Annotated in this window: 23 protein-coding genes; 9 read left to right on the top strand and 14 right to left on the bottom strand. The window is 49.3% G+C overall.

Translation table 11 applies throughout. The annotated features are described in order from the left end of the window. The first annotated feature begins 72 nt into the window (after positions 1-72). The gene (locus ACIFQN_RS08580; protein WP_429832621.1) at positions 73-651 is read left to right on the top strand and encodes a TetR/AcrR family transcriptional regulator; all 579 of its coding nucleotides are present in this window, start codon (positions 73-75) and stop codon (positions 649-651) included. Between the two features lie 106 nt (positions 652-757). Continuing rightward, positions 758-1,180, top strand: coding sequence for a DUF3995 domain-containing protein (locus tag ACIFQN_RS08575; RefSeq protein ID WP_429832591.1), 423 nt, complete (start codon positions 758-760; stop codon positions 1,178-1,180). A 129-nt stretch (positions 1,181-1,309) separates the two neighbouring features. Here ACIFQN_RS08575 and ACIFQN_RS08570 read toward each other — a convergent pair whose 3' ends face one another. After that, complete coding sequence (locus tag ACIFQN_RS08570; protein WP_429832590.1) at positions 1,310-2,155, bottom strand: PHP domain-containing protein; 846 nt, start codon at positions 2,153-2,155, stop codon at positions 1,310-1,312. A 109-nt stretch (positions 2,156-2,264) separates the two neighbouring features. Here ACIFQN_RS08570 and ACIFQN_RS08565 point away from each other — a divergent pair, with 109 nt between their 5' ends. Then, positions 2,265-2,627, top strand: a complete 363-nt coding sequence (locus tag ACIFQN_RS08565; RefSeq protein WP_429832589.1) for a hypothetical protein — start codon at positions 2,265-2,267, stop codon at positions 2,625-2,627. On the opposite strand, the gene ACIFQN_RS08560 is transcribed toward ACIFQN_RS08565, so the two are convergent. After that, positions 2,597-3,553 carry an MBL fold metallo-hydrolase gene (locus ACIFQN_RS08560; protein ID WP_429832588.1) on the bottom strand — a complete coding sequence of 319 codons (957 nt, stop codon included), beginning with the start codon at positions 3,551-3,553 and terminating at the stop codon, positions 2,597-2,599. The two genes, ACIFQN_RS08565 and ACIFQN_RS08560, sit on opposite strands and share 31 nt — an antisense overlap. Next, complete coding sequence (locus tag ACIFQN_RS08555; protein WP_429832587.1) at positions 3,550-4,299, bottom strand: YitT family protein; 750 nt, start codon at positions 4,297-4,299, stop codon at positions 3,550-3,552. Before ACIFQN_RS08555 ends, ACIFQN_RS08560 begins: the two co-directional genes overlap by 4 nt. Positions 4,300-4,657: 358 nt before the next feature. On the opposite strand from ACIFQN_RS08555, the gene ACIFQN_RS08550 reads away from it, so the two are divergent. Both ACIFQN_RS08550 and ACIFQN_RS08545 read left to right on the top strand, forming a co-directional pair. Next, positions 4,658-5,977 (top strand): hemolysin family protein, encoded by a 1,320-nt coding sequence (locus ACIFQN_RS08550; RefSeq protein ID WP_429832620.1) that lies wholly within the window; start codon positions 4,658-4,660, stop codon positions 5,975-5,977. Positions 5,978-6,220: 243 nt separating this feature from the next. Beyond that, positions 6,221-8,686 carry a UvrD-helicase domain-containing protein gene (locus ACIFQN_RS08545; protein ID WP_429832619.1) on the top strand — a complete coding sequence of 822 codons (2,466 nt, stop codon included), beginning with the start codon at positions 6,221-6,223 and terminating at the stop codon, positions 8,684-8,686. Positions 8,687-8,916: 230 nt separating this feature from the next. On the opposite strand, the gene fabI is transcribed toward ACIFQN_RS08545, so the two are convergent. The 3 genes from fabI to ACIFQN_RS08530 form a co-directional block, all read right to left on the bottom strand. Continuing rightward, positions 8,917-9,690, bottom strand: a complete 774-nt coding sequence (gene fabI, locus ACIFQN_RS08540) for an enoyl-ACP reductase FabI (RefSeq protein WP_429832586.1) — start codon at positions 9,688-9,690, stop codon at positions 8,917-8,919. Positions 9,691-9,806: 116 nt separating this feature from the next. Next, positions 9,807-9,962 (bottom strand): hypothetical protein, encoded by a 156-nt coding sequence (locus tag ACIFQN_RS08535; RefSeq protein ID WP_429832585.1) that lies wholly within the window; start codon positions 9,960-9,962, stop codon positions 9,807-9,809. Between the two features lie 74 nt (positions 9,963-10,036). Beyond that, positions 10,037-10,759 (bottom strand): ZIP family metal transporter, encoded by a 723-nt coding sequence (locus ACIFQN_RS08530; protein ID WP_429832584.1) that lies wholly within the window; start codon positions 10,757-10,759, stop codon positions 10,037-10,039. A 235-nt stretch (positions 10,760-10,994) separates the two neighbouring features. Here ACIFQN_RS08530 and ACIFQN_RS08525 point away from each other — a divergent pair, with 235 nt between their 5' ends. Beyond that, positions 10,995-11,612, top strand: a complete 618-nt coding sequence (locus ACIFQN_RS08525; protein ID WP_429832583.1) for a MerR family transcriptional regulator — start codon at positions 10,995-10,997, stop codon at positions 11,610-11,612. Between the two features lie 304 nt (positions 11,613-11,916). Here the strand turns inward: ACIFQN_RS08525 and ACIFQN_RS08520 are convergent, their stop codons facing one another. After that, on the bottom strand, positions 11,917-12,639 hold the full coding sequence (locus ACIFQN_RS08520) for a TerC family protein (protein WP_429832618.1): 723 nt from the start codon (positions 12,637-12,639) through the stop codon (positions 11,917-11,919). Between the two features lie 100 nt (positions 12,640-12,739). Between ACIFQN_RS08520 and ACIFQN_RS08515 the strand changes: the two genes are divergently transcribed. The 3 genes from ACIFQN_RS08515 to ACIFQN_RS08505 all read left to right on the top strand — a co-directional run bounded on the left by ACIFQN_RS08515 (position 12,740) and on the right by ACIFQN_RS08505 (position 14,430). Next, a complete protein-coding gene (locus ACIFQN_RS08515; protein WP_429832582.1) occupies positions 12,740-13,261 on the top strand; it encodes an ADP-heptose synthase in 522 nt (173 codons plus the stop codon). A gap of 204 nt (positions 13,262-13,465) precedes the next feature. Then, entirely contained in the window at positions 13,466-13,945 is a 480-nt protein-coding gene (locus ACIFQN_RS08510; RefSeq protein WP_429832581.1) for a chemotaxis protein CheW, read from the top strand. 254 nt (positions 13,946-14,199) lie between these two features. Further along, positions 14,200-14,430 (top strand): M23 family metallopeptidase, encoded by a 231-nt coding sequence (locus ACIFQN_RS08505; RefSeq protein WP_429832580.1) that lies wholly within the window; start codon positions 14,200-14,202, stop codon positions 14,428-14,430. Between the two features lie 61 nt (positions 14,431-14,491). Here the strand turns inward: ACIFQN_RS08505 and ACIFQN_RS08500 are convergent, their stop codons facing one another. The 7 genes from ACIFQN_RS08500 to ACIFQN_RS08470 form a co-directional block, all read right to left on the bottom strand. Next, positions 14,492-15,160, bottom strand: a complete 669-nt coding sequence (locus ACIFQN_RS08500) for a hypothetical protein (protein ID WP_429832579.1) — start codon at positions 15,158-15,160, stop codon at positions 14,492-14,494. Between the two features lie 49 nt (positions 15,161-15,209). After that, the gene (gene thpR, locus ACIFQN_RS08495; protein ID WP_429832617.1) at positions 15,210-15,806 is read right to left on the bottom strand and encodes an RNA 2',3'-cyclic phosphodiesterase; all 597 of its coding nucleotides are present in this window, start codon (positions 15,804-15,806) and stop codon (positions 15,210-15,212) included. Positions 15,807-15,930: 124 nt separating this feature from the next. Then, positions 15,931-16,419 (bottom strand): hypothetical protein, encoded by a 489-nt coding sequence (locus ACIFQN_RS08490; RefSeq protein WP_429832578.1) that lies wholly within the window; start codon positions 16,417-16,419, stop codon positions 15,931-15,933. Positions 16,420-16,569: 150 nt separating this feature from the next. Beyond that, complete coding sequence (locus ACIFQN_RS08485) at positions 16,570-17,532, bottom strand: hypothetical protein (protein WP_429832577.1); 963 nt, start codon at positions 17,530-17,532, stop codon at positions 16,570-16,572. 82 nt (positions 17,533-17,614) lie between these two features. Continuing rightward, positions 17,615-18,415: a 5'/3'-nucleotidase SurE gene (gene surE / locus ACIFQN_RS08480; protein ID WP_429832576.1), complete on the bottom strand. Its 801-nt coding sequence runs from the start codon at positions 18,413-18,415 to the stop codon at positions 17,615-17,617. Between the two features lie 105 nt (positions 18,416-18,520). Then, the gene (locus ACIFQN_RS08475) at positions 18,521-18,946 is read right to left on the bottom strand and encodes a DUF533 domain-containing protein (protein WP_429832616.1); all 426 of its coding nucleotides are present in this window, start codon (positions 18,944-18,946) and stop codon (positions 18,521-18,523) included. Between the two features lie 108 nt (positions 18,947-19,054). Beyond that, a complete protein-coding gene (locus ACIFQN_RS08470; protein WP_429832575.1) occupies positions 19,055-20,872 on the bottom strand; it encodes an ABC transporter substrate-binding protein in 1,818 nt (605 codons plus the stop codon). Positions 20,873-20,982 lie beyond the last annotated feature (110 nt).

Genomic DNA, 20,982 nt, shown 5'->3' with positions numbered 1-20,982 from the left:
GCCCATCTCTTAATAGACACCCTCCTCGTCGTAAAAAATGGCGATGGAAAGGGTGTTTTTTGATTGACGAAAATGGCCGACTGGAATATGCTGGTGGAGTCAAAACATACGCAAGCGTATCTTGGAGGTGAAATGATGCAATACATGCGGGACGACTGGGTAAAGGCAGCACTCGACAAGCTAACGGAGGCAGGCATCGACGGTGTACGTGTGGAAGCACTTGCCCGTCAACTGAACATTAGCAAGGGAAGCTTTTATCATCATTTCCAAGATCGTCAGGAACTTCTTGATTCCATGATTACATACTGGGAGGAGCATGCCACCGAACGAATGATTCAAACGCCGGACTCCTCCAGCCAGACCATAGAGCAACTCTTGGGAGCCATTTTTACGAAAGAGCAAAAACTTGAAGCAACCATGTATACGTGGGCGAAGCAAAACCCTGCTCTGCGTAAACGCCTGATGGAAATCGAAAAGCGCAGAATTGATTACGTGACCACACTGTACCAAAAGAAAGGGATGCCGCTATCTGAGGCAAAATCGCGCGCCCAGCTCGCCTATTTGATGTACGTAGGCTGGTTAGTGCGTACAGAAATCGATGCCGAAATAGATATTCAAAGCGCAATCGCTCATTTTCTTTCTTGGGAGTAAAGGATTCTCTCGGCGACGTTGATGACCACAAAAAACGCAGCCAGGAGATTTCTATATCCCAAACATACGATAGCGTATGTTTCAATAAAAGAGAGGCGGTAATCGTATGATCACTTTTTTCGTTTTATCGTCTGCAGCCATTTTACTCATCATTGCCTTGGTCCATGTGTACTGGGCAGTAGGGGGGCGCTGGGGAGCAGAAGCAGTCATCCCTCGCACGAAAGATGACACCCGCCAACTCTTTACCCCTGGCACTGCCGGAACGATGCTTGTCGCTCTATTGCTTTTGTCGGCCGCTTATTTGCTCATGGCACAGGGCGGCTATCTCTCTCAGCTTTTCCCGCCTGCGCTTTTGTACTTGGGTTGTGCAGTTTGTGCTGCAGTCTTCGTCCTTCGGGCAGTAGGTGATTTCCGCTATATAGGGTTCTTCAAAAAAATGAGACACACCCGATTCGCTCACAACGATACCTGGCTGTACAGTCCGCTGTGCTTGTGGCTCGGCCTTTCATTCGTTCTTGCATTGCTTTGATTCACGTTGTTGTTTTTAAACATATCTCGCGAAAAAACGATCCTTCTATGCTCCTATTTGAAGCACAACACCCCCGTCATAAGCGCTTCTTACACGCTCGAAGACAGGGGGTTGCTGACCAAGTCGAACCTATTTTTTTCTTTCCGCCGCACTCTCCCGCAGCTGCTCTACTGCATCTATCCCTGCTGTATGAGAACCGAGCATGGCGTGAAACGGCTCTTCTCCGCGCCACCCGTGAAAATCGGAGCCGCCTGTCATGACGAGACCATTCTCATTTGCCCACTTGATGTAGAGCAGCTTTTGCTCCTCGGCGTTATCTGGATGATTGACCTCAATTCCGTCCAAGCCAAATGCGATCAGCTCTTGCACCAGCTCGTCATCGTCGTACAGCCCTGGATGTGCAAGCACGGCCACGCCACCCGCGTCCTGAATCAAACGGATCGCTTCCTGCGGTGTAATACGGGGCGGGTTGACGTACGCCGCCCCTTCTTTGCCCAAGTATTTCGCAAACGCCTCTTCAATCGAGGTGACAATACCGAGCTCGATCAGTTCTTCGGCAATATGCGGACGCCCGATATTTTTGTCCGTCCCCTGTTTGCGGCGATAGACGTTCTCTAGCGTAATGGGGATGCCGAGCTCCTGGAGCCTTGCGATCAAAAGCTTGTTGCGTTCATGGCGTGTCTCGCGTAAGCCGACCAAGCGCTCCTGAAATGCCTGGTCCTCGTAGGGAATAAAATAACCGAGCACATGAATATCTTGCCCACGACCAACCGAGCTGACTTCTACACCTGGAATCACTTCGATCCCCAGCTTCTTCGCAGTCTCCATCGCCTCAGGAATTCCGGCTACCGTGTCATGATCCGTAATGGCGAGGGCAGCCAGCCCAGCCTCTTTGGCCAGACGCACGTTTTCCGCTGGTTCACACGTCCCGTCTGACGCTTTTGTGTGGGTATGTAAATCGGCCTGAAGCTTCATCGTACTACCACTCCCTCATTTCTTTTTTCTATAAGTCGTAAATTCGCAATACCGCACATAGGATGGTACCAAACCCGATTTCTTAAAGGTTGAGCCGAGGAGGATGTCCATGCGGTTAAAAAACAAAACCCTGACCGGTGTCGTGCAGCCGCTCTCCTATGTCGACAAGATGCTACGACAGCAGGGCTTTCGCCGATCAGGTGGGGACTCAATGCCCACGTATGATGTCGTCATGTACGACTCCGCAAGCAGCAGTACGTATTTTCTCCGTATCCCGACGAATTTTACCAACACGACGACTGGAAAAGGAGAGCTCACCGTCAAGCTGGGTCATCCGTATTTGGAAGCAAAGTTTTACATGAGTACGGCTACCGAGGAACTCTTCTTCATTCCAAAAGCTGTACGTGAAGCAGCGGAGCACAAGCTCGCAGAAATTGCTGACTACCTCTCGTCCCCCTCAGCTCCATCCTGATTGTTTGCAAGTGTCTTGCTCCACAGCCATCTATTTTGGACAAACCGGTAGACAACTCTCTCTTCTTTTTGCAAGCCCACGAGATAACCCATGAACGCAGTCCGAAACAGGACGAAACTGGAGGCGTTCTCCATTGTAATGTGCAAACGCTCACATAGAAGAGCGAGCGCTTCTTCTAATGTGCCCTCTTCTTCTAAGATCTCTTCGATAACTGAATAGATTCTCCGATGCCATTCGATATTTTTGTTCAGCGTTTCGATCGGGGAGGTGATATATGGTCCATGACCAGGCAGGTATCCCCTGTAGCTTGTGTCCTTCAGCTTGTTTAGACTGAGCAGTGTCTCATGGGCATCCACGAGAAAAGGCAGTTTGTGCTTTTCCAGAACCTCTTCGCCTAAATAACTGTCGGCGGCAAAGCAAATATCGTCACACACGACCCCTGCCTGTTGCCAGCTGTGTCCCGGCAGAGAAAGGATAGAGAATTCTACGCCATCAATCTCGATCGTACCCTCCAGGGGAAGGAGGTGGTCCACCCGCGAAGCTTGACCGAGAAGAAATTTGTTGCGCAAGTCCGCAAGTGGTTCTGCCCCCATGTTCAAGTAAATCGGTTCGAGGATTGGATAGCGAATGATTGCCTCTTCCAGTGGCGGTGCGTATACCTGTGCTTCGGGCCAGCATCCGAGCAGATAGGCGTTGCCCCCGAAGTGGTCGGCATGAGCGTGCGTTTGTATGATGGCACACAAGGGCTGGGCGATGGCGTCCAGTCCTTTCTTGATTTTCTTTGCCGTTTGGGTGTCGAGTCCAGAGTCGATTAGGATTGCCCCACTATTTCCAATGACCATACCAATATTGACATGACCGGGAAAATAGCCGACCCGCTCTGTAATCATTTGCAGTGTATGTGCAGACAAGTTTTTGTCCCTCATTTCATCCTTTTCCTTTTTATTTTCTCCAAAAGAACCGCCTTCCCCTTCCTGCGTTTCCAATCTGTTGATGAATCGGCGGCTAGCTCCTGCTTCTGGCGAGATAAGTGCTGGGTCGACATGATGCGAAAACGGGAAAGAGAGCCAAGTGGCCCAATCACGGTGTACGGAGGCCGCTTTTGCCCCACTCCACTGAACATATGAGTCGTTGCAGCCACCGCCGTAATCGTAAGCAGCGAAAAAACGGTTCGCTCCATTCCGATCGTTTGCAGCGAGCCAGCCACAATCATCCCGTCAATTGCGAGGATCAGCACCGCAATGCGCATTTTGAATCGTCTGGCGAGAAACTGCGCCAGCAGGTCTGTCCCACCCGTATTCGTTTCGTAGGCAAGCATTAGGCCGACCCCCATCCCGATCATCACTCCCCCGGTGACAGCAGAACTGGACGTCGACCACAGATTCCACTGACGTAGATCTGACAGCAGATCAATAAAAAAGGAGGAGATCAACATCCCGTGAAAGCTGTGATAAAACAGCCTTCGGTCATAAAAGAATACGATTACATACACAGGGAGACTGACAAAGATCATCACCAGTCCGGGAGGCAATTGCATGTAGTACGTCGCCAAAAGACCAATGCCAATCATGCCACCATCCATCAGGCGGTGCGGAACGAGAAAAAGGTTGACCCCCACTGCGACCAAAAGGCTACCCGAAAGAATCGCAACGGTTTTGTGCAGCCACTTCACTCTCCTCCCCCCTTTGGACAGTTGCTCGTTTATGTGTATGATTCTCCGCAGTCGGGTATGTCCAGCGACACTTCGAATGCACTTTTGCAAATCGGAACGTTTTGACTCTTCCGTTGACCTATTGGTATACTATCCTGTAACAAGGAAGATACGAATGTTTACGGAATTTGATTCGTACATTGAGAGTACATGATAAAGACCTCTAGCGCAGCTACATACAGACGCAGAGGCCATTGTTATGCAGTTTCATACACGATCATAATAACGGAGGTGAATTCTCCGCCTTTCGCACTGCGGGAGGCTGGAGGTATGCTTGGAGAGTCCGTTAGGGGAGATTACGCTGAATCTGCTGCTCGTGATGTTTTTGGTTCTTTTGAACGGCTTCTTCGTCGCAGCAGAATTCTCGTTGGTAAAAGTTCGCCAAACCCGTCTGGCCCAGCTCGTAAGCGAAGGCAATAACAAAAGTGCCCGTTACGCGCAAAAGGTTACAAAGCAACTAGACGCCTACCTGTCTGCCTGTCAGTTGGGAATCACTCTGGCATCGCTTGGGCTAGGTTGGGTTGGTGAGCCTGCAATCGCCCATTACGTCGAACCCATGATAGCATTTTTCCATTTACCTCAATACTTGGAAAGCCCACTTTCTCTTGCCATTGCTTTTGCCATCATTACTTTTTTGCATATCGTTCTAGGCGAGCTGGCTCCTAAGTCGTTGGCGATTCAAAAAGCGGAAGCAACTTCACTCTGGACAGCTGCTCCGCTCATGTTTTTCTACAAAGTGAGCTATCCGCTCATCTGGTTTTTAAATGGAGCTGCGAATCTTTTCATTAGAAGACTGGGTATTCAGCCAGCTTCGGAAAACGATTCCGCCCATACAGAAGAGGAAATTCGCTTACTCGTCAACCAGAGTCACAAAAGCGGCCATATCGACCAGACGGAAATGGCACTGGTAGACAACGTCTTTGAATTTTCTGAGCGTCTTGCCCGGGAAATTATGATTCCCCGAATTGATATGATTTGTCTATACGATGACAACACCTTTGACGAAAATCTCCAAATCATGAGAGAATCGCGCCATTCACGGTTCCCGGTCGCTCACGAAGATAAAGACAGGCTGATTGGTTTTGTGCACATATCCGATTTTTACCTCTCTGCTCTCAGTACAGGCAAGGCAGAATTGAAAAACTTTCTACGCCCGCTTCTAACTGTGCCAGAGTCGATGGAAATCAGTCATGTGCTGCGTCTGATGCAGAAGCGCCGTTCTCAGCTCGCGATCGTTATCGACGAGTACGGCGGAACCGCAGGTCTGCTTACAATGGAAGACATTCTCGAAGAAATTGTCGGTGATATCCAAGATGAATTCGACGAGAATGAGCGTCCCGAGATTGAAGAAAGCACAAATAACGCTCTCTCGGTCTCTGGCAAGACGCTTTTGACCGAACTAAATGATTACATTACCATTGAAGTCGTTTCGGATGAGGTGGACACGATTGCAGGCTGGCTCTACAGTCAGCTAAATGAAGAAGTAGCGAAAGGCAAAGCTGTCATGTTTCAAGGCTATCTCTTCACCATCAGCGAGCTGGAAAATCATCGGATTACACGGGTGGGCATCACGTATGTGGGCGAAGATGACCCTGCCGCCCTTCCCGACGACACCATACTTTTACACGCCCAATCCTAACGACACAATGTTTATGGCAAGTGTCCCCTGCCGCCAGGGGGCACTTCTTCTTTCAGAACACCGGCCATGTTTCCCGGACTTTTTAACCGTGTAGGAATGTTTAAGTGCTTCACAGTGTAAATACAACCTTGCTTAAACATTCCGGAACGCATAAAAACTTTCCGCAAAACCGCGGTCGCTCCTCCGTGAATTGACCACGGTAAGGTTTTTTTAACATCCTTATCATCTGTTCGAGGTGTCATGATGAACTATGCCTTACTAGACAACAAATCCATCCTGTTGCAACCCGAGACCTACAATCGCATACCGTTTTGGCGTATGGCTGCCCGGCAGGATCAGGTACGGTGTCCAGCCTGCGCATCAGCGCTTCGATTGATTGCAGGAATCAGCTTTGAACCTTATTTTGCCCATCCGGAAGGGGCTGTCTGTCCTATTTTGACGAATGACGGAGCTCTTGCTACGGATTGGTTGCAATCACTTGACGAAACGGCTGCATCATCCATAGAGGCGATTCTCCGTGGAGAGCCCGAGACGGGACAAGCAGACGATGCTAGCCAGCAATCACTCACCACGAGCACACCCCATTCTGACAGCGATGCCCTCGCCTTCCCTGCAGCCGACTCCGATGCAAAAAAAACGGACGAGCCTGCTGAAGATGATGATGACGCCGTTACGATTGGGTCCTTTCGCATTCCTAAAAAAAGAGCGATCGCAAGTAGTGGTGTCACACCTCCTCCACCGGCCCCAAAGCCGCCAATCTTTCGCAAACGTTTGACGCCAAAAAAGAGTATCCAGCATCTACTTGAGCATAGTTGGAACGAGCCGCTTCACCCTGGTCAAAAAAAAGCAGTTCACACGACTGAAGGCCCATTGCTCATCCTCGCCGGAGCGGGCAGCGGCAAAACACGTGTGATGACGGCACGCACCGCCCATCTGATTCGGGAGGTTGGCGTGGAGCCAAAGCAGATCATGGTGGTTACGTTTACGACCAAGGCTGCAGATGAGATTCGTCAGCGCATTGCAAGGCAGCTTCCTCCAGAGCAGGCGCGTGAGCTGATTGCCGGTACGTTTCACAGCATTTTTTATCGAATGCTAATGCATCATCAGCCTGACCGCTGGGATCAGCAGCGCTTGTTGAAAAAGGATTGGCAAAAGTGGCGATTGCTCAGGGAGACAGGGGCACTACTCGGTCATGACGATCTCACTGCCCTCAAGGAAAACGACATTGGGGAAGCCCTCGGGATCGTCAGTCGCTGGAAAAACGAATACATCCTCCCGCATGATGTCGCCTATCGCGAGGCAGACAACGTCGCAGAAAAACGGGCACAAGCGCTTTATCCGATTTACGAGGAGACAAAGAAAAAACAGAATTGGTTCGACTTTGACGATATGCTGCTCGGTTGTTATGAGATGCTGCGGGAAGATACAAAGCTATTGCAGCGCTATCAAAATAGAATTTCTCATGTGATGATTGATGAGTTTCAGGATATTAACCGCATCCAGTATGAAACGGTCAAGCTGCTCGCCGCTCCGCAAAACAATCTTTGCGTCATCGGAGACGACGATCAATCGATTTACGGATTTCGCGGCAGTGATCCTAAGTACATACTGGGCTTCACCAAAGATTTTCCGCAAGCGCAGTCTATTACACTCGAAGTGAATTACCGTTCACACTCCTCCATTGTCAGCCTTGGTTATTCGTTGATCGGTCACAACCGGGCTCGCTGGGCAAAGGAATGCCTCTCCTTTCATCACGAAGAAGGAGATACGTACCTTTTTGAGCCAGACGACGAGGAAGAACAGGCATCGCGCATTGTCGACGAAATCATCCATCGACGTGAGCAGGGAGCGATTCTCGGCGAGTGCGCCATTCTATACCGGACGAATGAATCGGCGCGACCGATTTTGGAGCGACTGAGCGAAGCGGCTATTCCTTTTCATTACACGCAAGAAGAAGATTCCTTTTATCAGCGGCAGACTGTACGCTGGACGCTGAATTACTTGCGGCTCGCCCTCAATCCGGATGATACTGACGCATTGAAAGAAATTTTACCCACTCTCTACATTTCTTCGGACATGTGGAATGTATTACGCAGCCAAGCGATTTTGGAGGATCTTCCGATACTTCACGTGCTCCCTCTCCTCACTCAGTTGAAGCCGTATCAGCGAAAGCACCTGCAGGCGGTTACAGAAATTCTCACCGCGTGTCGGGATTGCCCGCCGGCACAAGCTCTGGAGCTGATTTTTGAGGATGGTAAGCTGCGTGATTATCTGAAAAAACGAGCCCGTGACCGGGAAGATGGCCGGGAACGCTGGAGCGACGAGCTGCAACAAATTCTGGCTGCAGCCAAGCGGCACGCAACAGTCAGCGACTTTTTGGACTACATCCAGCAAATGACGCAAAAGGAAAAGGAGTGGCGCACGCAGAGGCCACTCCCTGATGAAGCCGTACATGTTCTTAGCATTCATCGAGCAAAAGGACTAGAGTATGATCATGTCTTTTTACCCGATCTGGTCGAAGGTGCGCTCCCTCATGAATACACACTGGACGAACTGCGCAAAGGTGGAAACGCAGCGTTGGAGGAGGAGCGCAGGCTTCTATACGTCGCGATTACCCGTGCCCGGCACAGCCTCTGTATCGGAATCCCCCGGGAACGATTCGGCCGAAAGACCAGAACCTCCCGTTTCATCGCCGAAATGGGCAGGTAAATACTGAAATCCACCGCCCATGTAAATTAAAAATTCTTCCATATTCGTAATTAATGGAAACATAAAAACAGGCTCCCTTCCTCGCATTTTTCTGTAAAAAACGTCTCGACGTTTTTCATGAAAGGTGGATGTGACCGCTAAGCGGTCAACACTTTTGTCCCCCGATGAGAGGGGAAAACGGTTATGACCGTTTTGTATAGTATGCGAGGAACAGGAGCCTGGTATTCATTTTAGCCGCCGATGATACTATAACCAGCATCCACGTGCAGGATTTCACCCGTAATCCCTCTGGACAGGTTGCTGAACAAGAACAGAGCCGTGTCGCCCACTTCGGATTGGTCGATCGTACGACGCAATGGAGCCTTTTCCTCGATTTCCTTCAAAACAGAGTTGAAATTACGGATTCCTTTTGCGGCCAAGGTACGAATCGGACCTGCCGAGATCGCATTCACACGGATGTTTTCTTTCCCCAGATCGTTAGCCAGGTAGCGTACGGATGCATCCAGTGCCGCTTTGGCAACACCCATGACATTGTAGTTAGGAACAGCACGCTCGCCGCCCAGGTACGTCATGGTGACAATGCTGCCGCCTTCTGTCATCAATGGACGAGCTGCACGAGCTACCGCCACCAAAGAATACGCACTGATGTCTTGAGCCAGCGCATAGCCGTCGCGTGAAGTGTTGACATACTCGCCTTCCAGCTCCTCCGTTTTGGCAAATGCGATGCAGTGTGCAAGTCCGTGAATGACCCCCACTTTTTCCTTAATCACAGCGAATGCTGCTTCCACATCTTCATCCTTGGTTACATCGCAATTTACCAGAAGCGACTCGGCACCCAATTTCTCTGTCAAGTCAGCCACGTTTTCACGCAGACGCTCTCCTTGATAGGTAAAAATCAGATTAGCTCCCGCTTTATGCAATGATTGAGCAATTCCCCAGGCAATGCTGCGGTGATTCGCAACGCCCATGATCACAATGTTTTTTCCTTGCAACAGTGTATTCATTATGTATCGGCCCCTTCCAACATATTCCCCTGCCATTATAACCGATCTTGTCCGCGGTTTCGAGAGGGACGACGAAGGGTTTTGCGAAAAGAGCCTCCTGCAAGATGGAAAATAGCTTACTCAGTGCTTCCGGGCTGGTCTACCGAGGGCGATTTCTTGTCGAATAACACCCATGATTCTTCTATCGGATTCAGCGGTGTTCCACTTGTCGGGAATTCAGCCTGCATATGCACGATTTCATCTGTGTGCCTTTGCTCATGTGGTTGTTTCATCGTTTTGGTCTCGACTCCTTTTTCGCAGGGTAAATTGTCATTCTTTTCTTTAGACTGGCAAGAGAAGGGAGTGTTTATACATGTACATGGTTTCCTTTCAAATACGCTGTCAGCACGAGATAAACGAGAATCGCCCCCAAAAAATAGGCTCCGAGCTGAGCCCTTCTCGCCTGCTGGATATAGGGAACCAAGTGGGCCGTCGATACGTAGAGAAAGATCCCCGTTGTGATCGCCAGCATTACTTTGGACCAATTCGGAGGAAAAATCAGCTCTACTGCTCCGACACTGCCAGCCCCGATGAGGGTCGCGATTCCAAGTGAGGTCGCTCCCCAAAATGCCTTTCGACGAGAGCGCGTAGCGGCAAGCAAGAGTGAAGCAACCGTAACCCCGTCCGGTATTTTATGCAAAAGCATAGCCAAGAGAACCGACATCCCCACATCTGTATCCAACTGGAAACTGGCGATCAACGACACGCCCTCCACAAATGCATGCAATAAAAAGCCACTCAAAACACCTATAACTCCACTGGAGCCAACCTTTTTCCCCGCTTTCCCGATCAATTCAAGAGCAAACATAATTGCAAAGCCCACCAATACAAAAGGCATAACCCGCTGCCCTTCTTTTTCCAGAACATGCGGGACCAAGTCCAACAGTGTAATTGCCAAAAGCAGCCCCGCTCCAGCACTAATCATGGCAAATAAAGCCTGCGAAGACCATGCACGCAAGCATAACAACAGCCCACCGACACTGCTCGCGACAGCCGCAGACACCAAAACGATCCAAAAGTCAGGTTGCATACGAACGGTCCTCTCCTCACCGATGGGTATGGACGTGTATTCCTTCCATATGTACGCGCCTGTCCGGGTCATTATGATTTCACATCTGCTTTTTGACAAAATACGCATGTCTGTCCGAATCGGACGAAACATCACTAGTTTTTAGAACCTTTGTCGATTTTGCCTTTCCCGGAAAAAAATGGTGCTATAATGAGTCCACCGGGAATACTGAGGGGAAAAAAAGGAGTGATTCGGGATGGATGTACAAGTTTGGATGGCTTCGAAAGAGGTAGCTGATCGCCTTGACGTACATGTTCGTACGCTGCGTAACTGGCTGGACTTGTTTGTACCCGTACAGGAACGACTGAAAAATCCGCAGGGTCACTATTTGATCAGTGAGAAAGGCTTTATCTTACTAAAAGAAGTAAAGGAACGAAAAGATAGCGGAAACAGCTCCCTCAAGGAAATTCAGCGGCAATTCATCGAAGAAGGAAAAATTTCTGAAGAGATGCTATTTTCCGAGGAGCTTTCTCTTACCGAAGAAACAGCTGTCACGGTAGGCTCGCCGAATCAGCTTACGACTGGCATGCGTGAGATGGAACTGACCGTTCATGAGACGCTGATGCAATTTCAGAACGAACTGACCCAGCTCTCTTCTCTAAATCATATGCAATCAACCATTTTGCAAAAAATCGCGGATATCGAAGAAATGCAAGAGTCACTTCGTTTAGAGATGCGCCGTGTTACCTTTGAAATGGATCTGATGCAGCAACGCTTGACTCGGCGCAAAGAGCGCTATGCTCGCTACGAGCCGCGTTGGTCGCTCAATCCATTCCGCTGGTTCACGCGATCAGACCGCACCGCAGAGCAGTAAATAAACACTATCGTCGAAATAGCCAAAGGCAGTCTCTCTCCTTCACTTGTAAATCTAATTGCACTAGGTAAGTTCATACTAAACAGGACTAATCGCATTCAAAAAGGACAGGGGCTTTCGTTGTGAAAAAATGCATATTCCTTCAGTCAAGCCGGGAGATGTTGTAGCCAAAAGCGTGTTTCCAAAAAACGGAGACACCCTCTTGGACTCAGGGGTACAATGGATGCCCCGTTACATCAAACGGCTTGTTCGCTTGGGAATGGACACCCTATTGACCTGTACGAAAAAGAATGGCTGCGTGTACTTATGGATGCTGCTCCTCTCGTCTCGCGTGTGTGCGCTGCCATACACCTAAGAAAAGGACGAGGGCTACGATCACAATCTTTACAGTAACCTCTAGCCAGCCTTGCCCGGAGATCCATTCGCTTACCACTTTCTCCGTTAAAATCATGTCGGCTGCAGCCAACGCGAGAACGGCAGAACCGGCATACACTAGCCACGTGTAGCGCTCCATCGCTTTGAGGATCAGTTGGCTGCCAAAGACCATGAGCGGTATACTGATGAAAAGGCCGAGGATGATCAAAAGGATATTGCCCTTGGCTGCTCCCGCAATCGCCAGTACATTGTCCAACCCCATCATGACGTCCGCCACCACGATGGTTTTGACAGCTTGGACGAGGTCATCACTGGCGTTTATTTGCTCGCTTTCCTCCTCTTCGCGCAGCAGTTTGTAGCTGATCCACAGAAGAATGATGCCCCCCGCCAAATACAGGTAGGGGATCTGGAGCAAATAGACAGCAAGGATCGTGGCAATGACCCGAACAATGACGGCGAAAAAAGTCCCCCATAAAATCGCTTTTTTGCGTTGATCCGCAAGAAGCTTGCGACAAGCGACAGCAATCACCACCGCATTATCCCCACTGAGCACAATATTAATCGTAATAATGAGTAGCAGTGATGAAAAGAAAGCTGATTCAAACACTCTATATACCCTCCTGTTTCCGCTGGTTCGGTTGACGAGCTTCATCTGGTTGATCAATCGGTTACAGCCCTGCACTCCCCTACCTGTCTGGGGTTGTTGTCCATCGCAGATATTTAGTATGATGGTAACGAGGAGGGTTGTCGAAATGTCGAAACCATTCGTTATTGAAGCGATTATGCTGGCTATCTACGGGGAGCTGATGGCACCATCGCAGCCAGTAGAATACCTGATACCCGCGTCGACAATCTATGAATTAGACGAATTTATCCAAAGCCCAGAACCTATCATGCCCTACTCAGGCGACGATCAGTATGTGCGCCGGATTATGCAGGAAATGAGCCAGTTTTTTTCCGACCCATTCAACCGCAAGCGACTGGAAAAAGGATTGATTGCCCCTTGGTCCAAGGTGCCTTTTACTTTCCCGAATGGAGTGACCCTCACGATCATCAAGGTCGAGGACAACGCCATGTGGGGAGAGATTTTTGATCCTGTCGAGACACAGCTCCTGCTCACGTCCGTACGATTTGAGGTCCCGCTGATTACCGATCAGCCGGATTATCAGGATCGGATTTTGGAATATATCGTGCCCGTTCAATTTTACGATGTCGACGATTTTGACTTTGCCTTGGAGCAAGGAATCTCGCTAAACGAGCTGCGTGAGCCCTAAACCTCCTGGCTGCTGGGAAAATGAATAAGGACCAATGGACAGACTGACTGGCAGAGCTTGTCGGTCTGTTACCTATTATGGCTTTTTTATCAAAAGAAAATGGCTCATGCTGATCGCCAAACATGAGAAAAACCTAACTGGGCAGGTTTGTCCATGGTACAATATGGGTATAGAATGGTAAGTGGTCCGGGGAGGAATGTTTGAATGGAACTGACAAGGAGAAGCAATGCCACAGAATGGGACACGGAAGGTGCGTCTGCCCAATCCATCCTGTTTAAAATGGGGAACGAGTATTACGGACTCTCAATCGCTTTAGTACGTGAAATTATTAAGCCTCTGCCAGTTACCCGTTTTCCTAAATCTCCTCCGTTTGTCGAGGGAGTCATTGATTTGCGCGGACGGATTTTGCCGATTATCAGCTTGCGCAAGATGTTTGGCTTGGAACCATTAGCAGAAACGGATGATACGCGTTTCGTCGATCTGCAACTGGAAGGATTGAATATCGGGATTATCGTTGATGCCGTGTCGGAGGTCATGAATATTCCCCAGCAGTTGATTGAACCGGCACCGCCAATCATCGCCGGAGTCGAAGGGAAGTACTTACAAGGGATCGCCCGTATGAACGAGAAGCTGATTATGCTCCTTGATGTCGATGAGATTTTTGGACAGTGGAAAAAAGGATAGGTACTTGTGTACAATTGAAGACCAAATGAAACCCAGGCCAACCATGGTCTGGGTTTTTCTTCCTTTTATCGTAACAGACAGAAACCTCCTGCCGAGTCATCCGTACTACCATTACGAATACGAAAACCAGCGATACGCCTTTGATTTTATCATGCTGAAAAACGGACAAGCATTCGCTGGAGATTCACTCATAAATGAGAGCTACTTCGCCTTTGGCGGGCCAATCCTGGCTCCTTGTGCTGGCACTGTAATTCGTGTGGAGAACACCAATTCTGACAACCTTGATGAACACAGAGCAGCCCGCAGGCAACTTCGTCGAGATTGACCATGGTCATGGAGAGTTCAGCATGCTTGCCCATTTAAAGCAAGCTTCTGTCACAGTTGCTCCCGGAGATCGTGTAGGAACGGGTGATGTGATCGGTTTATGCGGAAACTCTGGCAATTCTAGCGAGCCAATGCAAGGAATGTCCGTTGAGGGCAAGTAAGCACACCGGAATACATAGACATAGCAAAAAGGCGGAGCATTTCCGCCCTTTTTCATGCTATTCACTCCCTTCCTCCGCTGGCCAAATACGAGTAATTGACCCATACCATTTCTTCGATTCCCAGAATCTCCTTAAACAGGTCTACTGAGTCGTATAACAAAGAAGCCCCCGTCTCGTCGTCTACGTCAGTCAGCAGTTGCAAATCAAAGAGCGAGCGCAGTTGTTGCACCTGTTTTGGTCCCGTGATCCGGTTAAAGGATTGCGGCTTGATCCGGGTAATCCCTTTACCTACCTCTCGCCGATACAACTCCGAACGCACTACCCGATCCAGTATTTCTTCATACTTTTGGCGAACGTCCTCGCTGTCTGCGATGCCTTCCTGCAGGTTCGTCTCCGGATACAGCCGGCCAAATTCCTCCTCCGCCATCTCGACATCCAGTGAGTAGCTGATCGTCGCAGAGGATACCTCGTAGCCGGCATCAAACAGCCGAAACCCCCAGCCGTTGTCTTCCGCATCATGAAACCAAAGGAGTGGCACGAATTGCTTCGACAGTTGCAGTAAAAATTGCAAGGTCGATGAGGTCTGCAGCCACTCATCCTGCAGGAAAAAAGCATTCCAGTCGCCGTTTACGTTTCTGTGGAAGTATGATTGGTCGATTTTGGACAAGGCAATCAGTACTTTCGGTTCGTATTTGCGTGGATAAAGAATGCCGGTCGTGAACTCACCCATTCGTTTTCCACCGCTTTCTGGAAGGCTTTCCCTGAACACTCTTCATAGTCTATTCAGGCACCGCTTGTTTTTTGCTGTGATCTTTATCAAACGTACTCGTATGAATTACGGTATGTACGGCTCCAGCACGCAAAAGCTCAGAACGGTACAAATGGAAGTGTCTGGCTTTCCACTGTGGCGGTTCCTCTGCTAGATAGCGTTCGTTCCACTCATCGAGCGGCAGACCATTTCCTCGCACTTCGGGTCCACGTGCCAACGTAATATGCGGCCTATACAGCTTGCGATCATAAGAAAGCCCCTGATGCAGATCAAATCGTTTGCCCAGTAAGAGATGCAGCTGTTTCAACGGGTTCGTCTGCCCACGCAGACCCAGCCACAGAACTCTTGGATGGTCGGCATGAGGAAAAGCCCCGAACCCTGCGACTTGCAAGGAAAACGGATTGATAATCGCGCTGACGATATCCATGTCCTCACAAATCGCTGGCACCAGTTCATCTTGCACATCCCCTAAAAAATGGAGAGTCAGATGCAAATTAGTCAGGGATTGCCAGCGGTCAGCGCCGATTTCGGATTTGAGTCTCGCTTGGATGTCAGCTATGTATTCTGCAGCTTCCTTTGGTATGTCTAAAGCTACGAATAAACGCATCAATTATAATTTCCTCCTTTGTCAGCCGATCCGATTACAAAACTTGGCGCAGGCAGGGCCTTAGTTGCGCTTCATACAAAATAGCCCTCCTTTGACGGAGAGCCATTGTGCCTACCTCGCGCTTTTACGCCGCCATCATCTTTCCGGTTACAATACCCAAAACACTGCGAACGTATTCACTTAGCCTGCCTGAACCAGGCTGATACATAAATCGAATCGTAAGCTCAACGTGACCGATATGTCCGGCAGGCGGGATATTCCAGAAGAGATCCACTTCTCCGTAAAGAATTTCTTCTATGCGCTGTTTCTTCGCTTCTATATCGAGAGCAGGATCGTGAGACAAAGAAAATTTCATCATAATGGAAAAAGAATCCGTTTGTACGCTAGCCTCATCACGCAAGTTTAATTTGCCATGGATGGCAACAACTCCTGATTCCCCCCACAAATTGTACTCCAACAGTGCTTGAAATTGTGGATGAACTTGCAGTTCCAAAGCTGGAAATCCCCTCTCGATTGTGAGCGCATGACGCCCTGCCAAAAGTTCAATCTCCTCTTGAAAACGGTGGGCGCAATCGGAAACAACCTGGAACACATCGGGTTTAACAGCGTACATCGTCGTCACCTCTCCCCAGCGGATTATCTGTCTTACCTACTTCGTAATCCTCTTTGTCGTATCCTTTGTTGAAAAATGACTTATTTACCCTTATTTCATCGAAGCGAAAAAGATTCCTATGAAAAACGGTTTTCCTTTTTATTTCAATGATCACTTGTAGGGATTCGAAGCTCCTGGAAACGCTTGCCTAGACAGGTGGGCGAGATGCTCCTGCAGCTCTTCGTCCAGTTCCAAATGATAGAGCTGCCCGCTTTCATAGCGTAAAAGAGGGAATGCGCCGAGACGCAGAGGAGCAGCATCCTCTGTTTGTACATAATCCGGTAATGTCATGAGGAAGCGGGAAAAAGGATTGGCCTCATCCTCGGACATATGGACCACTTCAAATAGATGCGAGAGAGATGGTGTCACGACCAGATAAAGTTGTTCCCCTTGTTCCGCTGCCCAGACAGTAAAGGAGGAATCCCTCACTTCGCTGCGCGTATGGCGTCGCATGACCCACACCGCCTGCTTGACTGTGCTCATCAAAAGATGCTGCGCCTCTTCCTCACCATGTGTGGCCAGCATCCTTTTGTACTGCAAAATGAAGGCCATCCCCATCTCCTGCAGAACGGAATCGGGAAGTGACATCGCAGGTATCGTCTGTGTCTCTTCTTCGCGGACCTCCGCTGCTTTTGGCATGGAAGCGGGGTTTCCATCGTATAAGGAGCGGACCATGTCCTTCGCACGACTGACCTCTTCAGCCGAAAAATGAATCGCTTCGGAATAAATGTGAGTTAATTGCCCTTCTTCAAAAGCGAGATAGTGAAGAACAGTGAACGGCTGCTGCAAAATCGTGAGGGCAACGTAGCGTTCTTCTGCTGATCGAATGTCAAAGCTAAGGGGAAATCCTAATGGCTGCAGCGGATCGGAGAGCGTCCAGATGACAGCGAGCAATTTGTTCTGGTAGGTCTTGAATTCAATGGAAACGGCATCTCTTGTCTGTTCGCTAAAGGCATCCACGGTTTCGAATACGAGGTAAAGCTCTACTTCCGCGCGTCCATTCAAACGAGCAAAATACGGAAGCCCCTCTGCTTCTACCAGTTGGTACAGATCATGGTATCGCACCCGGTCCATAACCCCTCCCTGCGTGCTCGTATCCGGGGAGTGCAGGGAGTCATTTGGTATGAGCTGTGGAAAAAACTCCTTGTCCATCCCGTTAATCCTCACGCTTTCCCCACGCCTTAACCAGTGGCCATTCTTCCATTTGCTGCAAAAGAGTACGGTCTGTTGCATCAATGTGTACAGGAGTGACCGCGATGTATCCGTGCTTTAACAAATCGTAGTCCAAGGGCTCAGCAAGTGGCATGACTTCGGGATATTCCCGTGTCAGGAAGTATCCTTCTGCCTCCTGATTGTACTTGTCCTCGTAATGATAAAGGGACAGTGTTGCAGGTGCAATTCCCTTTACTTCTGCTTGCGGGACGTGGGGGATGTTGATGTTCCAGAAAACGTTTGGTGGCAGTTCACCCTTTTGGGCTTTTTCACTAAACTCTTTCATTAATGGTTGCACCATCTCGACGACTTCCCCATAGTTGTCCTGGTCAAGCCAATTGTCGTAAGAAAGAGCAACACCGGGAACACCCAAGAGAACAGCCTCGCGGGCACCGCTGCACGTACCTGAGTAGTAAATGTCTCGTCCAAGGTTTGTTCCTACGTTTATCCCAGAAAAGACGATATCCGGCTTATGGCCGTCTTCAAACAACAAATAATACGCAGATTTTACGCAATCCGCCGGGTTACCATTAATCGCCCATGCCTTGACTGGCAGGCCGTAAAAATCACGTTTTTCCGGAGCGAGTGCACTGCGATACGTAACCCCGTGCCCTACTCCGCTTTTTTCCTCTACAGGGGCAACCACATAGATTTCTGCCCCCTCCAAGGTGAGCAACGCTTCCGTTAGACGCTTGATCCCCAGTGCATCAATGCCGTCGTCATTCGTAACTAAGATTCGAAACATACGTCTCCTCCTTCATCGTGGCACAAGACCCACGTATTCGTTGCTCCTGCTTATCCCTATTGTACCAAAAAAATGAAAGGACCCCAATTCAATTGGGGTCCTTCATCAATCTCCCACGATTTCTTTCCAACGTTCGCGCCAAGCGATTCCTTCTCGAATCCACTCTTCTACCTGCGCTTGTTTCTCCTGGGAAATACCGATCAGGGAAGCGATCCGGGCAATTTCCTTCGTCTCCATTGGTGAGAGCTTACGGTCGATCAGCGCCATATGATACAGCTTGCGCATCATGACGAGCTTTTCGCTCTGCGTCAGATCCACCAAATCTTCGACGATCACTTCCGGACGTTTCGGATAATCCATGTCATCCATCAGAATTTGCCGTTCCTTCAAGGTAAAATGCTCAGCATTCACGATATCATGAATTTGGTCGACTTCTTTATTGCCTATATAACCGTCGGCATGTCCGACGCAAATCATTAAGCGAATGGAAGCAAACAAAATATGTTTGTCCTTTTCCGTTTTTGTATACAACACGCAGTTCCTCCTCCGAACGTGGTCGTTTCTAATGAGAATATCTTTATAATTAATTATACGATGAAAGAGGAAAGCGGTTTCACACTAAAATGTGACAACTTTTTGCTATGCCCTAACAAAAACGCGGAAAAAGTCAATCCACCCGTATGCATCGAGGCTGACTCCGGATAGACGGGGATGTGCGAGCATTTCTACTCGATTCGAATACAACGGAACAAACGCGTACATATCACCGAGCAGCTCCATTATGCTTGCCATATATCCCTGACGCTCCCTTCGTGTTTTGGCTAGCCCCATCTTTCGTACCAATCGATTCAACGCTGCTTTTTGATCCGAGGGGAGATGATGCGAAATGCTCAAAGCATCTGCATGCAAAAATTCTCGCAAGGAAAGCTCGCTCCGCTCGTCCACATTGGCGCTATCTACAACCAGATCGGCAGCTTCAAGCAAAGCAGGCTTCGCGAGCTCCTCAGGATCAGCATACACAATCTCTATATTGATCCCAAATTGCCCACACTTTTCCTTGATCCATTCGGCGTCCTCTACGTGATCCAAATCAGGGTACGTGTAAAGAAGCAGTGTCTCTCCCTTGTATCCACAAGCTTGTAGGTGCATCGTTACTGCCAGATGATCCGATTTTTCGTCCCGTTCACGGAAAGGTCCGCTTTCTCCCCACACCACAGCCCGCTCCCTGGTTCCCTTTAGATCCTTGCGCAGCTCCACCGGTGAAATGATCCCCGACAGCATTTTGCGAAAAGCTGGATCACGTAGCGGTCCCACTTTTGCCCCATTTAGACTGACATACTGAAAGCACTGCTCTTGCCCCGTAAAACCTTGCCATGATATTTCGTTTGGTTCCGGTTTGCGCCATGCACTTGTTACGGCCAGTAGCAACTGGGTGGGATCCGCGCTGTGATTCATTTTGGCCCCCTCAGGAAGCTCAGGCACACACCATATTTCGATTCGATCCAAAAACGGCCGTCCGCCAAAATACGGTTGAAACGCCTCCAGGACGATCATCGAATCATCATTGCGGACAACCCGAAACGGTCCTGTTCCGACTGGCATCTGTGCGAACTGCTCACCCATCTCCTCTACATAATCGTGCGGAACGATCCCTACATACTCCTTGCTGAGCGCATGTAAAAAAAACGGATCCGGCTCATCTAATGTGATGACAACAATATGCTCTTCCCTTGCGATGATGGACTTGATCGAGGCGGTCAGCCAGCGATGCTTGGACTGCTTTTCCTTCAATCGCTGCAAGGAATAACAGACGTCATTTGCTGTAAGCACGCGTCCGTGATGGAACATGACACCTTTGCGCAGGAAAAATGTCCATTCGGTCCCCGAATCGTTTGAATCCCAATAAAAGCTCAGATGTGGCTCGATTCTCTTTGCGACTGGATCAAACCGGACAAGACAATCGAACAGATGCTTAGCCAAGTGCGTTTGAGACCGCAGGAGGACGTGGATCGGATCTAACCCATGAAACGGTCTATCAAAGAACAGTCGCAGCGTATCCACTCTGCTATTCCCTTTTTCCCTCGTAACGTGAAGTCCAAACTGGCTGCTCATCCAGCGTGAGAAATCTTCTGCAAGAGCTGGCCACTCATCCTGATACTGCTCGATCAACTCCCGCGAAGTCCGAATATCTCCTTTTTGCACCATCTCTTTGGCAACGGACAGGATCAGATCTACCGGTGCGAGAACGCATGTGAGGACAGAGCGGTTCCCTCGCCCTCTTCCCGGCTGCCAGATGAGCCAGCCTTGGCTCTGCATTTTCTTTACTGTTAATGTCGCATTGCGAAGCGTACAAAACAGGATTGCTGCCACTTCCGCAAGCGCTATTTCCTGCGGCTGCCCAAGCGATCCTTTTGCACAACCCGCGCATAAGCGCATGTATTGTTCGACTAACTGCATAAACCCACCGCCAATCACTCGATAAAACATGAAAAAATGATACGTCTAATCGTACGCTTTTTCTCCGATTCTCGCCACCTTACAATTCAATGAAACAACATCCTATCAAA

It is taken from the genome of Brevibacillus sp. NRS-1366 (assembly GCF_050467985.1).
This window is presented reverse-complemented; position numbering and strand designations above follow the sequence as displayed.

What these genes read in the sequence shown, in the direction of transcription:
- ACIFQN_RS08485 (WP_429832577.1), bottom strand. Translation starts at nt 17,532, where the DNA reads ATGGACCGGGTGCGATACCATGATCTGTACCAACTGGTAGAAGCAGAG.
- surE (WP_429832576.1), bottom strand. Translation starts at nt 18,415, where the DNA reads ATGTTTCGAATCTTAGTTACGAATGACGACGGCATTGATGCACTGGGG.
- ACIFQN_RS08515 (WP_429832582.1), top strand. Translation starts at nt 12,740, where the DNA reads ATGTCGAAACCATTCGTTATTGAAGCGATTATGCTGGCTATCTACGGG.
- ACIFQN_RS08565 (WP_429832589.1), top strand. Translation starts at nt 2,265, where the DNA reads ATGCGGTTAAAAAACAAAACCCTGACCGGTGTCGTGCAGCCGCTCTCC.
- ACIFQN_RS08525 (WP_429832583.1), top strand. Translation starts at nt 10,995, where the DNA reads ATGGATGTACAAGTTTGGATGGCTTCGAAAGAGGTAGCTGATCGCCTT.
- ACIFQN_RS08545 (WP_429832619.1), top strand. Translation starts at nt 6,221, where the DNA reads ATGAACTATGCCTTACTAGACAACAAATCCATCCTGTTGCAACCCGAG.
- ACIFQN_RS08575 (WP_429832591.1), top strand. Translation starts at nt 758, where the DNA reads ATGATCACTTTTTTCGTTTTATCGTCTGCAGCCATTTTACTCATCATT.
- ACIFQN_RS08530 (WP_429832584.1), bottom strand. Translation starts at nt 10,759, where the DNA reads ATGCAACCTGACTTTTGGATCGTTTTGGTGTCTGCGGCTGTCGCGAGC.
- ACIFQN_RS08550 (WP_429832620.1), top strand. Translation starts at nt 4,658, where the DNA reads ATGTTTTTGGTTCTTTTGAACGGCTTCTTCGTCGCAGCAGAATTCTCG.
- ACIFQN_RS08490 (WP_429832578.1), bottom strand. Translation starts at nt 16,419, where the DNA reads ATGTACGCTGTTAAACCCGATGTGTTCCAGGTTGTTTCCGATTGCGCC.
- ACIFQN_RS08570 (WP_429832590.1), bottom strand. Translation starts at nt 2,155, where the DNA reads ATGAAGCTTCAGGCCGATTTACATACCCACACAAAAGCGTCAGACGGG.
- ACIFQN_RS08560 (WP_429832588.1), bottom strand. Translation starts at nt 3,553, where the DNA reads ATGAGGGACAAAAACTTGTCTGCACATACACTGCAAATGATTACAGAG.
- ACIFQN_RS08510 (WP_429832581.1), top strand. Translation starts at nt 13,466, where the DNA reads ATGGAACTGACAAGGAGAAGCAATGCCACAGAATGGGACACGGAAGGT.
- ACIFQN_RS08470 (WP_429832575.1), bottom strand. Translation starts at nt 20,872, where the DNA reads ATGCAGTTAGTCGAACAATACATGCGCTTATGCGCGGGTTGTGCAAAA.
- ACIFQN_RS08580 (WP_429832621.1), top strand. Translation starts at nt 73, where the DNA reads ATGGCCGACTGGAATATGCTGGTGGAGTCAAAACATACGCAAGCGTAT.
- ACIFQN_RS08520 (WP_429832618.1), bottom strand. Translation starts at nt 12,639, where the DNA reads ATGAAGCTCGTCAACCGAACCAGCGGAAACAGGAGGGTATATAGAGTG.
- fabI (WP_429832586.1), bottom strand. Translation starts at nt 9,690, where the DNA reads ATGAATACACTGTTGCAAGGAAAAAACATTGTGATCATGGGCGTTGCG.
- thpR (WP_429832617.1), bottom strand. Translation starts at nt 15,806, where the DNA reads ATGCGTTTATTCGTAGCTTTAGACATACCAAAGGAAGCTGCAGAATAC.
- ACIFQN_RS08535 (WP_429832585.1), bottom strand. Translation starts at nt 9,962, where the DNA reads ATGAAACAACCACATGAGCAAAGGCACACAGATGAAATCGTGCATATG.
- ACIFQN_RS08500 (WP_429832579.1), bottom strand. Translation starts at nt 15,160, where the DNA reads ATGGGTGAGTTCACGACCGGCATTCTTTATCCACGCAAATACGAACCG.